Origin of the sequence: Mixta mediterraneensis (assembly GCF_030283135.1) — a bacterium.
In the GTDB taxonomy this organism is placed as follows: Bacteria; Pseudomonadota; Gammaproteobacteria; order Enterobacterales; family Enterobacteriaceae; genus Pantoea; species Pantoea mediterraneensis.
On record NZ_JASUAZ010000001.1, the window covers coordinates 243,927 to 256,575 of the forward strand.

At 52.1% G+C, this 12,649-nt stretch carries 14 protein-coding genes; 7 read left to right on the forward strand and 7 right to left on the reverse strand.

From position 1 onward, the window contains the following. Positions 1-44: 44 nt before the first annotated feature. Entirely contained in the window at positions 45-548 is a 504-nt protein-coding gene (tpx, locus tag QRY16_RS01150) for a thiol peroxidase (RefSeq protein ID WP_289775340.1), read from the reverse strand. Between the two features lie 153 nt (positions 549-701). Between tpx and ycjG the strand changes: the two genes are divergently transcribed. Then, a complete protein-coding gene (ycjG, locus tag QRY16_RS01155) occupies positions 702-1,685 on the forward strand; it encodes an L-Ala-D/L-Glu epimerase (RefSeq protein ID WP_193404226.1) in 984 nt (327 codons plus the stop codon). On the opposite strand, the gene mpaA is transcribed toward ycjG, so the two are convergent. Then, a complete protein-coding gene (gene mpaA / locus QRY16_RS01160; protein WP_193404225.1) occupies positions 1,663-2,367 on the reverse strand; it encodes a murein tripeptide amidase MpaA in 705 nt (234 codons plus the stop codon). The two genes, ycjG and mpaA, sit on opposite strands and share 23 nt — an antisense overlap. 156 nt (positions 2,368-2,523) lie before the next feature. On the opposite strand from mpaA, the gene QRY16_RS01165 reads away from it, so the two are divergent. The 3 genes from QRY16_RS01165 (at position 2,524) to ynaL (ending at position 5,683) form a co-directional block, all read left to right on the forward strand. Further along, complete coding sequence (locus QRY16_RS01165) at positions 2,524-4,143, forward strand: peptide ABC transporter substrate-binding protein (RefSeq protein ID WP_289775422.1); 1,620 nt, start codon at positions 2,524-2,526, stop codon at positions 4,141-4,143. 115 nt (positions 4,144-4,258) lie between these two features. Next, positions 4,259-5,242 carry a zinc transporter ZntB gene (gene zntB / locus QRY16_RS01170; RefSeq protein WP_289775341.1) on the forward strand — a complete coding sequence of 328 codons (984 nt, stop codon included), beginning with the start codon at positions 4,259-4,261 and terminating at the stop codon, positions 5,240-5,242. A gap of 300 nt (positions 5,243-5,542) precedes the next feature. Continuing rightward, positions 5,543-5,683, forward strand: coding sequence for a proline-rich small protein YnaL (ynaL, locus tag QRY16_RS01175; RefSeq protein ID WP_289775342.1), 141 nt, complete (start codon positions 5,543-5,545; stop codon positions 5,681-5,683). A 49-nt stretch (positions 5,684-5,732) separates the two neighbouring features. On the opposite strand, the gene ttcA is transcribed toward ynaL, so the two are convergent. The 4 genes from ttcA to QRY16_RS01195 all read right to left on the reverse strand — a co-directional run bounded on the left by ttcA (position 5,733) and on the right by QRY16_RS01195 (position 8,187). After that, positions 5,733-6,668, reverse strand: a complete 936-nt coding sequence (gene ttcA, locus QRY16_RS01180; protein WP_289775343.1) for a tRNA 2-thiocytidine(32) synthetase TtcA — start codon at positions 6,666-6,668, stop codon at positions 5,733-5,735. A gap of 302 nt (positions 6,669-6,970) precedes the next feature. Then, positions 6,971-7,111, reverse strand: a complete 141-nt coding sequence (locus QRY16_RS01185) for a hypothetical protein (RefSeq protein WP_289775344.1) — start codon at positions 7,109-7,111, stop codon at positions 6,971-6,973. Between the two features lie 21 nt (positions 7,112-7,132). Continuing rightward, entirely contained in the window at positions 7,133-7,309 is a 177-nt protein-coding gene (locus QRY16_RS01190) for a con-10 family general stress protein (protein WP_289775345.1), read from the reverse strand. A gap of 221 nt (positions 7,310-7,530) precedes the next feature. Next, positions 7,531-8,187 (reverse strand): MgtC/SapB family protein, encoded by a 657-nt coding sequence (locus QRY16_RS01195; RefSeq protein ID WP_289775346.1) that lies wholly within the window; start codon positions 8,185-8,187, stop codon positions 7,531-7,533. A 183-nt stretch (positions 8,188-8,370) separates the two neighbouring features. Between QRY16_RS01195 and QRY16_RS01200 the strand changes: the two genes are divergently transcribed. Further along, entirely contained in the window at positions 8,371-8,646 is a 276-nt protein-coding gene (locus QRY16_RS01200; RefSeq protein ID WP_289775347.1) for a putative hemolysin, read from the forward strand. Between the two features lie 38 nt (positions 8,647-8,684). Here QRY16_RS01200 and QRY16_RS01205 read toward each other — a convergent pair whose 3' ends face one another. Further along, positions 8,685-9,677: a 2-hydroxyacid dehydrogenase gene (locus tag QRY16_RS01205; RefSeq protein ID WP_289775348.1), complete on the reverse strand. Its 993-nt coding sequence runs from the start codon at positions 9,675-9,677 to the stop codon at positions 8,685-8,687. A 156-nt stretch (positions 9,678-9,833) separates the two neighbouring features. Between QRY16_RS01205 and QRY16_RS01210 the strand changes: the two genes are divergently transcribed. Next, positions 9,834-12,455, forward strand: coding sequence for a YdbH family protein (locus QRY16_RS01210; RefSeq protein WP_289775349.1), 2,622 nt, complete (start codon positions 9,834-9,836; stop codon positions 12,453-12,455). Next, the gene (locus QRY16_RS01215) at positions 12,452-12,640 is read left to right on the forward strand and encodes a YnbE family lipoprotein (protein WP_193404216.1); all 189 of its coding nucleotides are present in this window, start codon (positions 12,452-12,454) and stop codon (positions 12,638-12,640) included. Before QRY16_RS01210 ends, QRY16_RS01215 begins: the two co-directional genes overlap by 4 nt. The last annotated feature ends 9 nt before the right edge of the window (positions 12,641-12,649 follow it).

Genomic DNA, 12,649 nt, shown 5'->3' on the forward strand with positions numbered 1-12,649 from the left:
ATACAGGTGATCCGCTTTTTGATCAGCTTAATTTCCAGAAAGGATTACTTCAGTGCTGCCAGCGCTGCGTCGTAATCGGGTTCGTGGGTAATCTCATCTACCAGCTGGCTGTAGATGACGTTGTCATGCTCATCCAGCACCACTACAGCGCGCGCCGTTAAACCCTGCAACGCACCGTCCGCAATTTCCACACCATAATCATGTTTAAACTCTGCGCCACGCAGGGTTGATAACGTAACGACATTGCTCAGGTTATCTGCACCGCAAAAACGCGACTGAGCAAACGGCAGGTCGGCAGAGATGCACAGCACCACCGTATTGCTCAGTTCGCTGGCCAGCTGGTTAAACTTGCGCACGGAAGAAGCGCATACGCCAGTATCGATGCTTGGAAAAATATTCAGAACTTTGCGTTTTCCTGCATACTCAGAGAGCGATACGTTTGCCAGCGTTTTCGCGACTAACGAAAACGGTTTAGCCTGATCCCCTGCTTGTGGAAACTGACCGGCAACCGGTACTGGGTTACCCTGAAAATGAACAGTTTGAGACATACTCGTTCCTTTTAATGGTGAAAAGATCTGACGGGAATTTTGCGTCAGATCATGTATAGCCGTTGTTTATGACATATTTTTTAAGGGTTTACGAGCGCATTTATTGCGGTAAACCACGCGTTAAGTCCTGATAGCGCCCACTAAGGAGAGGTAATGAGAACGGTAAAAACGTATCCCGAAGCCTGGCCATTGCATACGCCGTTTGTCATTGCACGCGGAAGCCGTACTGAGGCTAGGGTTGTCGTTGTCGAAGTGGAAGAGGCGGGTGTCAAAGGAACGGGGGAAGCGACCCCTTACGCACGTTATGGTGAAAGCGAAGCTTTGGTGCTGAAACAAATCGCAACGCTGTTACCGCAATTACAGCAGGGCTTGACGCGTGAAGCCTTGCAGCAGGCGCTGCCTCCCGGCGCGGCGCGTAATGCCATTGATTGCGCGCTATGGGATTTGGCGGTGAATCAACAGCAGCAAACCCTGTGGCAACTTAGCGGCACAGCGATGCCCTCGTCAGTCGTGACCGCGCAAACGGTCAGCATTGATACGCCTGAAGCGATGGCGAGCAGCGCGCTGGCCTTGTGGCAAAACGGCGCCACGCTGCTAAAAATCAAACTGGATAACAGCTATATCACCGAGCGTTTGATGGCGATACGTGCAGCGGTGCCGGAAGCCACCTTAATTGTCGATGCCAATGAATCATGGCAGGCAGAAGGGCTGGCGGCGCGTTGCCAGCTGCTCGCGGATTTACAGGTGACCATGCTGGAGCAGCCGTTAGCGGCTGGCGAAGATGCGGCGCTGGCTAACTTTATCCATCCGTTACCGATTTGCGCGGATGAAAGTTGCCATACGCGTGACAGCCTGCCGTCGCTACGTGGTCGGTATGAGATGGTTAACATTAAGCTGGATAAGGCGGGTGGGCTGACAGAAGCCCTGGCACTGGCTGAGGCTGCGGCAAAAATGGGTTTTGAGGTCATGTTAGGCTGTATGCTTTGCACCTCACGCGCCATTCGTGCGGCGTTGCCGCTGATTCCCCAGGCGCGCTATGCCGATTTAGACGGGCCAACCTGGCTTGCGGTAGATGTCGAACCCGCCATTGAGGTGCAAAGCGGTAAAGTGATTATTACTGCCAGCGCAGCAGATTAATCATCATTTCAAGGTAGGATTCCGTAGCTTCGTCCACGGAAATAGCTGGCATTTCGGCGGTCACGCAGGGCAAGCCAAGATCGTTACACCAGCTACCAAACGAGCCCGGCGTGTCGTAACCGACGCTACTGACACGCGGTAGTGCGGTGTGCTGCGCCAGCCACTCCCCAATTGCAATCTGATGAGGATCGTCAATACAGGCCAGCGGCTCATGCCATGTCACAATCCAGCCTGGTTTGAGCTGATGGATGAGTGCGCACAATGCCTGCGTTTCCGGTTCAGAAGCGGGATGGGTGCCCGTTGATAATTTCACATCGCGATCGTCGGCCAGACTGTTCCAGCGATACACCGTGTTGCCGGGTTGCCAGTTAGCGGCCGGAAAGTTGCGATTAAGGTCAACGCCATTCGCGTTAGCGCGCAACCCGAGCTGGCATCCATCGGGATTTACCGCTAACACCACGTGATGGCGCCGCAGATGATCGGGTAAGGTGCGCAGTGCGGCAGACAGCGTAGCAATTGCTGCGTTTTCGTCGCCGTGGGTGCCCGCCAGAATCAAACCGCTGTCAATATCAGCGAGCGGGGCCGGAAACCATAACAGCGGCGCGCCCAACGCTGAGGTGCCATAACGCTGATAAGGTATAGCCAGTTTTCCACGCAGCGGTCGCGGATGTAATGACAACATATTTATATTCTCTCGAAGGGTTTAGCCTAAAAGTAGCTGAAAAGCCGGGGTGGGAAAATAGCTATTTATCAATCAGCAATTTGCGCTAAAGTGCCCAGGGACAAGCTGCGTTGGCAATGCCCTGATGCAGCGCTTCTTAGGGGTAAAGAGGTGATGATGATAACGACGTTTCGCATGACGCTGGTGGCACTTAGCCTGAGTACCATTGTCTCGCCCGTGCTGGCAGCCAATGTTCCCGCTGGAGCACAACTCGCCGAAAAACAGGAAATTGTTCGCCATATAAAAGACGAACCTGCGTCGCTCGATCCGCTTAAAGCCGTGGGATTACCTGAGATCCAGGTTATTCGCGATCTGTTCGAAGGCCTGACCAATCAAGATGCACACGGTAAAATCGTGCCGGGTGTGGCGCAAAGCTGGAGCAGCAGCGACAACAAAACCTGGATTTTCACCCTGCGTAAGAACGCACGCTGGTCCAATGGTGAGCCGGTTACCGCGCAGGATTTTGTTTACAGCTGGCAACGGCTGGTCGATCCCAAAAACAGTTCTTCTTTTGCCTGGTTTGCTGGCCTGAGCGGCATTGAAAATGCGACAGCGATTACCAAAGGTGAAATGAGCCCCGATAAACTCGGGGTCAGCGCGCTGGATAAGCAGCAACTGAAGGTTACGCTGGATCGACCGGTACCGTGGTTTCCGGGTTTAGTGGCTAACGTAGCGCTGTTTCCGGTGCCGCAAAAAGTGATTGCTAAAGAGGGCGACAGCTGGACATCGCCAGGTAAACTGGTAGGTAACGGCGCCTATCAACTTAGCGATCGCGTAGTAAATGAAAAAATTGTGCTGACGCGCAATCCTGAATACTGGGATAACGCCCATTCTGTGCTGACCCGCGTCACCTTTCTTCCAATTAACGAAGAGTCGAGCGCCACCAAACGTTATCGTTCGAATGACATCGATATTACGGAATCTTTCCCCAAAAACATGTATGCATTGCTGAAAAAGACGTTGCCAGGTCAGGTTTATACGCCGGATCAACTTGGCACCTATTATTACGCCTTCAACACGCAAAAAGGACCCACTGCGGACGTGCGGGTGCGTAAAGCGCTATCGTGGAGTATTGATCGCAACATCATTGCAGAAAAAGTATTAGGAACCGGTGAGAAGCCAGCGTGGCACTTTACGCCCGATGTCACTGCGGGCTTTAAACCGCTGCCATCATTTTTACAGCAGCATAATCAAAAAGAGCTGAACGCGCAGGCCAAAGCGTTGCTGGCTGCTGCGGGTTACGGCCCGGATAAACCGTTGCATCTTAAGCTGCTGTATAACACGTCAGAAAGCCATCAGAAGATTGCCATTGCAGTTGCGTCCATGTGGAAAAAGAATCTGGGTGTTGACGTCACGCTGGAAAACCAGGAGTGGAAAACTTACATCGACAGCCGAAACAGCGGTAATTTCGATGTAATTCGTGCCTCCTGGGTGGGCGACTACAATGAACCGTCAACGTTTCTGAGCCTACTGACGACAGGGAATAGCAGTAATATTGCGCGTTTTAAAAACACCGATTATGACGCCGTGATGGCAAAAGCCAGTACTGAAACCAGCGATCAGGCGCGTAACGTTGATTATAATCGCGCTGAACAGATTCTTGCCGATCAGGCGCCCGTTGCACCCATTTATCAGTACACTAATGGCCGGTTAATCAAGCCTTGGGTGAAAGGGTATCCGATTACCAATCCAGAGGACGTGGCATACAGCCGCGAGTTGTGGATCGAAAAGCATTAATGCTGTCGGCCTGTCGCAGGCCGCAGTTTCACACCTTTCCTCACATTCAGAAGATTGCAACTGCTTACTGCCGCGCTAGACTGTATCGTATTGATTTTGATAATGAGACATCATCGTGGATGTGATTGAAGGTAAAGCGTTACAGATTTCAGATGCCATTATTGCCTGTCAGCTGGACGGCAAGGGCGGCCAGATTGCCATTGAAAATAAAGACGTCATCCATTGCGAAAAACCGTGCTGGCTGCACTTAAATTATACCCATCCTCAAAGTTTAGAATGGCTGCAATCGACACCGCTGTTGCCGGATTCGGTGCGCGATGCGCTGGCGGGGGATAGCATGCGCCCGCGCGTTAACCGCCTGGGTGATGGATTTATGATTGTGTTGCGCAGCGTGAATCACAACAGCGATTCGCGTCCAGACCAGCTGGTGGCGATGCGGCTGTTTATTAACGACAAGCTGATTGTTTCTACCCGCCGTCGTAAAGTCTATGCGGTGGATGAAGTGCTGACTGACTTGCAAAACGGTAATGGACCGGTGGATTGTGGAAGCTGGCTGGTGGAAATTTGCGATGCATTAACCGATCACACCAGCGAATTTATTGAAGAACTGCATGACAAAATTATCGAACTGGAGGATGCGTTACTCGATCAGCGCATTCCGGCACGAGGCGAACTTGGGCTGCTGCGTAAACAATTGATTGTGATGCGACGCTATATGGCGCCTCAGCGCGATGTATATGCACGCCTGGCCAGTGAAAAACTGCCGTGGATGGATGATAGCGAACGTCGCCGCATGCAGGAAATTTCGGATCGTTTAGGGCGCGGCCTGGACGATTTAGACGCGGGCGTGGCGCGTACTGCCGTGCTGGCAGATGAACTGGCGTCAGTGATGGCTGAATCCATGAACCGCCGCACCTATACCATGTCGCTGATGGCGATGATTTTCCTTCCAGCCACCTTTCTTACCGGTTTATTTGGCGTAAACCTGGGCGGCATTCCCGGTGGCACGTGGCGTTACGGTTTTAGCGTGTTTTGCTTGTTACTCGCCGTATTAGCGCTGGGCGTGGCGGGGTACCTGAAACGGCGACGCTGGTTATAGAACACTAAAATTAGCGTTATCAAAAAGTTAAATGTAGATAAAAATTCCAGAAGGGACATTAAAGATGATCAATATCAATAATTCCTGGCGGAACCTGACGCAGAATCACTCCCGCAGGTGAATGCAACGTCAAGCGATGGGCGTTGTGCTCCATATTGTCTTACTTTTCTTTAGAATTAATACGTAACACCTTTTAATTCGAATCAGCCGGCCTTATCCGCCGGCTTTTTTTTACCTGACTGGCTCTGTCGTGCATTCTTTTCTATGCTTAAAGAACCTATGCAAGAGAAGGAGAACGGTATGAATGCGATTACTGCCAGCGAACCGATTCCAACCGATCCAACCCCTATCCCTGAGCCGATTCCACAACCGCAGCCGCAACCCGATCCGCCACCAGACCCAGAATTTCCACCGGTTATGGACCCGCCGCCACACAGATAAAAGAAAAGGGCGCACAGCAAAAACTGTGCGCCCTTAATATTTTCAGACGTTATTTGATCTGCAGTATATCGAGCCGTGCGCTCAGGTCGGGCGCCTCTTCGTCTTCTGTCCGCCAGCCAACCGGGTTTACTGGCAACGTTTCACGGTCAAAAGCCAGATCGCCGCCATCTACCACGTCATCACCATGCTTAATACTTTTGAAATCGAACAAATTGACGTCAGCCATATGGGATGGCACCACGTTTTGCATGGCGCTAAACATGGTTTCGATCCGGCCTGGGTAACGCTTGTCCCAGTCGCGCAGCATATCTGCCACCACCTGACGTTGCAGGTTAGGCTGCGAACCACACAGGTTACAGGGAATAATAGGGAACTGGCGCGCTTCGGAGAAGCGAATGATGTCCTTTTCGCGGCAATAGGCCAGCGGACGGATCACGATGTGTTTGCCATCATCGCTCATCAGTTTCGGTGGCATACCTTTCATTTTGCCGCCATAGAACATATTCAGAAACAGCGTCTGCAAAATATCGTCACGATGGTGGCCCAGAGCAATTTTGCTGCAACCTAACTCGCTGGCGGTGCGATAGAGAATGCCTCGACGCAGGCGTGAGCAAAGCGAGCAGGTGGTTTTGCCTTCAGGGATTTTATCCTTAACGATGGAATAGGTATCTTCTTCGACAATTTTGTATTCAACACCCTGCGCTTCAAGATATTCCGGCAGGATATGGCCTGGAAAACCAGGTTGTTTCTGATCAAGGTTTACCGCCACCAGCGTGAAATTCACTGGTGCACTTTTCTGCAAACTGCGCAAAATTTCCAGCATGGTATAGCTGTCTTTGCCGCCCGACAGGCAAACCATAATGCGATCGCCTTCCTCAATCATATTGAAGTCAGCGATAGCTTCGCCCACATTGCGGCGCAGGCGCTTTTGCAGTTTGTTGAAATTATAGTGATCTTTTTTTGTATCTTTTTGACTTTGTTGCATTTAATTATTGCCTGACATTGGGGTGGACACCAGGAAAGCGCCGCCATTTTGCTTGCGTCCTGGTCACTGACCGTAGCGACTTCAAATAGGGTGAATATGGTACGGATTGCCACGATGAAAGCCAGCATGATTTTAAGTGTCGCTCTGCGAATGTGGAACGCTTCCTGGCGTTAATCTGCCCCTGCTAAAGCGCGCTAGCGTTACGTTGTAACGAAAAAGCGGATTCGCTCTCCTGATGTCTTTTCAGTAAAGGTGCAAAACACTGATGCGTCTGCACAGGGAGCTAAGTCCCGCGAGGCAAGTCAGGAAAAGGCGATAATAGCCAAATGCTCATGCCGCAATAAAATGCGAAAGCCGATTAAATCGGCTATTGCTTTTTCTCTACGATAAAAGAAAACGGTGGGTAAAAGCGTAATCGCCCATCCCTGGCGTGAAAAATCCATTAAGGCGCCTTTCCAGTAGTACTACTTTGCGGTGCGACGGCTTATTTTGCCTCCTTTCCTGCCTGCTTCCCTGGCACGTTCCGGATCATTCTTGAAATTTCCTCCGCTTACTTTGCCGCCGGCGCTGCCAGCTTCGCTGGCACGTTCTGGGTTTTCAGCGAAATTACCCGAACCGCCTCGGTGCTTCTGTTGTGTCATAGATAGGCCTCAACTAAGGGTGTTTTCTTTGAGAAGGACTAGCTAGTCACAGTAATAAGCGTAGCTGGTGGTTTCGATTATGCAAATCGGTGGTTCATTTAACTCAATGATTTAAAATGTATTTTACCCGAGCCGCCAGGTTTGCTGGCGGTGATTACTTCATAAAAGGCGGCACGCTTTTAGCCGTGAAAGGGAACCTCTGCCACCGTCAAACGCACTAATTAAATCATTTCCAGCGACTGCACGCCTTTGATTTCCATGACTTTTTCATAGAGATGAGAACCTTTGGCTTTATGTGACAATGTCACCTGAACGCTCAGTTCACATAAACCGCTTTCCTGATCGCGATTGACCACTGCGATATGCCCATAGCGGATGCCCTCACGTTGCAAAGCCAAAAGCACCAGCGGCACGCTTTTCGCTTTCAGTAACACCATAATGGTATGGTGTCGGCCAATGAGAAAATGGCTGATGCGGCGGAATACTTCTAACACCACCAGCGCGAGTACCGTCCCGTAAATACCGATTTCATACATACCGCTACCAATCACCAGACCAATAGCGGCCGTCACCCACAGTCCAGCCGCCGTGGTTAAGCCTTTAACGATTTGCTTTTGAATGATGATCGTTCCGGCACCCAGAAAGCCCATGCCGCTCACGACCTGAGCGGCAATACGGCTGGGATCAAGGGCAACATGGTGATTATCCAGCATGTCGGCAAAGCCATATTTAGAGACCAGCATGAACATCGTGCTCCCAATGGCCACCAAAATATGGGTGCGTAAGCCCGCCTCCTTGGCACGCATCTGGCGCTCCATCCCAATTAACCCACCTAACACGCCCGCAAGTGCAATACGGATTAGCATATCCGTTAACATGGCTTTTCTCCGAAAGTTATAAACCGTTGTGGGCCTGCTGCCACAAGCACAGGCGCTAAACAGGATAATTCTGCTTGCAAAGCAACAAAGAAAATTTTGTAAAAAGCTGTTTCGCCTCTCGACCCCTTACGCTGCCTGACATATGCTGGCTCTGCCTCTAACCTCAACCCCGGAGTCCGACTGATGAAAGCAGCCACCTTTCTGCTGGCCGGTGCCGCTTTGTTGCTATCCGCCTGTAGCAGCCACGGCGATGTCAATGAACCACCACAACAGGCTACCGCCGCCCATATCCAACCGCACGTTGTTATGTCTTCTTTAGCAGAAAGTAACTGCGCTAATGCTGGCGGTACGTTGGCATTTTCACATCAGTTAGATGGTTCGCGCATTGGCATGTGTCAGCTGGTTAATGGCCGTCGCTGTGATGAACAGGCGCTGATTGGCGGCCGCTGCGCGCGCTAAACCGTGCTGAAGGCCGGATTTTACCGGCCTGCGCGCCTTTACGCTGACACCTGGTTAGGGCAGGTCTCGCCCTTACCGAGCTGCCTGAGATTACTTAGCGTGGTGGCTGAAATAGCCGTTAACGCTTCTGCCGTCAAAAATGCCTGGTGTCCGGTAAACAGGACGTTATGACAGGCCGATAAACGACGGAAAACATCATCCTGAATGACGTCATTTGATTTGTCCTCAAAGAACAAATCGCGCTCGTTTTCATAAACATCCATGCCCAGCGAACCGATTTTTTGCTGTTTCAGTGCGTCAATCGCAGCCTGAGAATCAATTAATCCCCCACGGCTGGTATTCACGATCATCACGCCATCTTTCATCTGGCTGAATGCGCCGGCGTTAAGCAGGTGGTGATTCTCTGGCGTCAAGGGACAATGCAGCGTAATCACATCTGATTCGGCAAACAGAGTATGAAGATCGACATATTCTGCGCCCAGCGCTAAAGCCTGCGGGCTCGGGAAAGGATCAAACGCCAGTAAACGCATGCCAAACCCTTTCAAAATACGCATGGTAGCAACGCCGATTTTACCGGTGCCAATCACGCCAGCGGTTTTGTTATGCATATTAAAACCGGTTAAGCCATCCAGTGAAAAATTAGCATCACGCGTGCGCTGATAGGCACGATGAATACGGCGATTGAGCGTCATCATCAGGCCGATAGTGTGTTCTGCCACCGCTTCCGGCGAGTAGGCCGGTACGCGTACCACGTTGAGATTTAACGCCTTCGCTGCGGCTAAATCGACGTTATTAAACCCAGCACAGCGTAGCGCAATATGCTTCACACCCAGCGCCGCTAACTCTTCCAGAACCGGGCGACTACCGTCATCGTTAACGAAAATACAGACGGCATCGCATCCCACGGCATTTTTAGCGGTCGTTTCCGTCAGCAAAAAGTCGAAAAACACCAGCTCATAGCCATACGCCTGGTTCACCTGCTCAAGATATTTTTGGTCATAGTGTTTGGTGCTGTAAACCGCGATTTTCATCGTCTTGCTCCTGCATACGGGGATGTCCAAAGAATAACGTTTTCTGCCGCACTTTGCTGAATCACCTTCATTGTCTGTTCAGCAAACCTTCACCTTCCGCGCATAACATGCCATCATCTTTGTCAGATTCCTGTAAGGAAAAGGATTATTGTTGTCATGCCACGGATTTTCCGCCGACGACTTGCTGCGATTCTGGCGCTGATTCTGCTGGTGCTGGGCTTATTGCTGACCCTCACGCAATGGCTGCCGCGACTGGTCGGTATCTGGCTGCCACCCGATACGCGTGTTGAGCTGGAAGGCAGCCCCCGCTGGCGCAACGGCGGCCTGTGGTTTCCCCATATTCGTTATCTGGCGGACGATTGTGTCTTAGCTTCAGTGGATGCGGCGTCCCTGGGTTGGCATCCGTCGCGCTGGCAGCTTAACGTCGGTCAGGCTGCGCTGAACACTGACTGCCTGCAAAAGTTACCCGCGAGTGGAGATCAACCCACAGCACCGAAAAGTCTGGCCGAGTGGCAAGCGATGCTGCCTGGCGCCACTATTCATGTCGATAAATTCGTGGTTGCGCCATGGCAAACCTATGCCGGACGACTGGATTTGAAACTGGAAAGCAACCAGCAACAGCTCCATTTTCAGGGCGACATCCTGCAACTTGATGCGGTCTTACAAGGCCAGCAACTGCATATCAACAGCCTGACACTGAAAAATGCGGCGCTTACCGAACCCGTCACGCTAAAGGGGCAGCTTGAATTGCCTGAATTCGCTGACGGGCTACCGGTGAACGGTAAGGTCGAAGGTAAACTGGCGCTCGGCGCGCTGCCTGGGGCGCTTGATGTCACGCTGAACTGGCAGCAGCAGCAAGGTTTATTGAGCGTCGCGATGCAAGGCATCCCGCAGCCGTTGCTGAATTTGCCGTGGCAGGCCAGCGCAGATCAAATCCACATTGAAAAGGGCCAGTATTACTGGCCGCTGGATACCCAGCCGCTGTCAGGTTTTATCAATCTAACGCTGGATAACTGGCGATCCGGGCTGGAAGGGACGCGTATAACAGGCCGCTTCAATCTTCTGACCCAGGGGCGCGGCGGCAAAGGCAACGTAGTTTTGAACATCGGTCCGGGCAAGCTCAGCCTAACGCAAAGTCAGCTGCCGTTTCAGCTCACCGGTGAAAGCAAGCTGGCGGCGATACAGTTGTATGGCACTCTACCTGGAGAGCTCAACGGCCCGGTTCTCGATCCACTCCTCACGCTGAAACCTGGCGCACTGTTGCGTTCGCGTGGTCGTTTATTATCGACCCTGGAAGTGGATGAAGCGCGCTGGCCGCTGGCGGGCGTGCGTCTCTCTTCGCAGGGCATTGACGGGCGTCTGCAAGCGATTCTAAAGGCGCACGATCCCAGCTTTGGCCGCTTCACGCTGCACCTGGATGGTCGGGCGAATAATTTCTGGCCTGACAAAGGAGAATGGAACTGGCATTACTGGGGAACGGGTGAGATGGTGCCGCTTAACGCCCGGTGGGATGTCACGGGAACCGGCGGCTGGCAGGGAACGTTAATTCATCTTGATACCTTATCAACCGGCTTTAACCAGCTGAAATACGCGATGGTACAGGCCAGTAAACCCCGTTTAACGTTAACGGCGCCGGTTAACTGGCAGCGCGATCCGCAACACCCCTCCTTTAACGGCGGTTTTCAGATGAAGTCCGGCCAAACCCAATTCAGCTACGGTGGCTGGCTACCAGATTCTGAGCTGGAATTTGAAGCCAAAGGGCGCGACCCCAGTGATTTCGTCTGGCGTGGACAGCTAAAAGCGGAGGCTATTGGCCCATTGCGCGTCCATGGCCGTTGGGATGGCGAGCGCCTGCGCGGCGAAGCGTGGTGGCCCTCGCAATCACTGACTGTTTTTCAGCCGTTATTAAGCCAGGATCTGAAGATGAAAATTCAGTCCGGCGAACTGCGCGCACAGGTGGCTTTTTCCGCCGCGCCAGGACAAGGTTTTGAAGCAGGCGGTCACTGGACAGTAAAACAGGGCAGCGTCTGGACGCCAGACAGCCAAATCAACGGTGTCGATTTTTCGCTGCCCTTCCGCCTGAAGAACCAACGCTGGCAGCTTGGCGTACGCGGCCCGGTTTCTCTGCGTATTGCCGAGGTGAAAAACCAGTTTGCGCTGCAAAACATTCGGGCCGATTTACAGGGTGCCTGGCCGTGGTCTGAATCACATCCTTTAACCTTGCAGGATGTCAGTCTCGATGTGCTTGGCGGGCAAATCACGTTGCCGTCGTTGCGTATGCCACAACATGAAGCGGCACGCGTTTCGCTGCGTGATATTAGCTTAAGCAAGCTGATTACCGCCATTAAGCCCAGGCAGTTTGCGATGTCCGGCAAGATTAACGGTGAATTACCGCTGTGGCTGAATAATCAGCGCTGGCTGGTTGAAGATGGCTGGATAGCCAATAGCGGGCCGCTGACATTTCGCATGGACAAAGACATGTCCGATGCGATAACCCATAACAATGTGGCGACCGGCGCAGCGCTGGACTGGTTGCGCTACATGGAGATTTCACGTTCATGGGCCACCCTTAATCTGGATACCCTGGGCGCGCTCACCATGAAGGCACAGGTGCAAGGCGTCAGCCGCTTCAGCAATCGTAATCAAACCGTCAATCTCAACTATCGTCATCAGGAAAACCTGTTCCAGCTCTGGCGCAGTTTGCGCTTTGGCGATAATTTGCAATCCTGGGTGGAGCAGAACGCCACCTTGCCAGTGAAGAAGGATCACCATCCATGAGCCTGAGGGCATTACTGATTTTGGCAGCCGGTCTGCCGCTGATCGGCTGCGTACCACGCATAGAAGTCGCCGCGCCAAAAGAGCCAATCACTATCAATATGAATGTGAAAATTGAGCATGAAATTCACATCAAAGTGGATAAAGACGTGGAAGCGTTATTGAAAAACCAGAGCGATCTGTTTTGAGGAGAGACA

Excerpts from the sequence above, each read along its gene's own strand:
- tpx (WP_289775340.1), bottom strand. The coding sequence starts at position 548 with ATGTCTCAAACTGTTCATTTTCAGGGTAACCCAGTACCGGTTGCCGGT.
- ycjG (WP_193404226.1), top strand. The coding sequence starts at position 702 with ATGAGAACGGTAAAAACGTATCCCGAAGCCTGGCCATTGCATACGCCG.
- mpaA (WP_193404225.1), bottom strand. The coding sequence starts at position 2,367 with ATGTTGTCATTACATCCGCGACCGCTGCGTGGAAAACTGGCTATACCT.
- QRY16_RS01165 (WP_289775422.1), top strand. The coding sequence starts at position 2,524 with ATGATAACGACGTTTCGCATGACGCTGGTGGCACTTAGCCTGAGTACC.
- ynaL (WP_289775342.1), top strand. The coding sequence starts at position 5,543 with ATGAATGCGATTACTGCCAGCGAACCGATTCCAACCGATCCAACCCCT.
- ttcA (WP_289775343.1), bottom strand. The coding sequence starts at position 6,668 with ATGCAACAAAGTCAAAAAGATACAAAAAAAGATCACTATAATTTCAAC.
- QRY16_RS01185 (WP_289775344.1), bottom strand. The coding sequence starts at position 7,111 with ATGGATTTTTCACGCCAGGGATGGGCGATTACGCTTTTACCCACCGTT.
- QRY16_RS01190 (WP_289775345.1), bottom strand. The coding sequence starts at position 7,309 with ATGACACAACAGAAGCACCGAGGCGGTTCGGGTAATTTCGCTGAAAAC.
- QRY16_RS01195 (WP_289775346.1), bottom strand. The coding sequence starts at position 8,187 with ATGTTAACGGATATGCTAATCCGTATTGCACTTGCGGGCGTGTTAGGT.
- QRY16_RS01200 (WP_289775347.1), top strand. The coding sequence starts at position 8,371 with ATGAAAGCAGCCACCTTTCTGCTGGCCGGTGCCGCTTTGTTGCTATCC.
- QRY16_RS01205 (WP_289775348.1), bottom strand. The coding sequence starts at position 9,677 with ATGAAAATCGCGGTTTACAGCACCAAACACTATGACCAAAAATATCTT.
- QRY16_RS01210 (WP_289775349.1), top strand. The coding sequence starts at position 9,834 with ATGCCACGGATTTTCCGCCGACGACTTGCTGCGATTCTGGCGCTGATT.
- QRY16_RS01215 (WP_193404216.1), top strand. The coding sequence starts at position 12,452 with ATGAGCCTGAGGGCATTACTGATTTTGGCAGCCGGTCTGCCGCTGATC.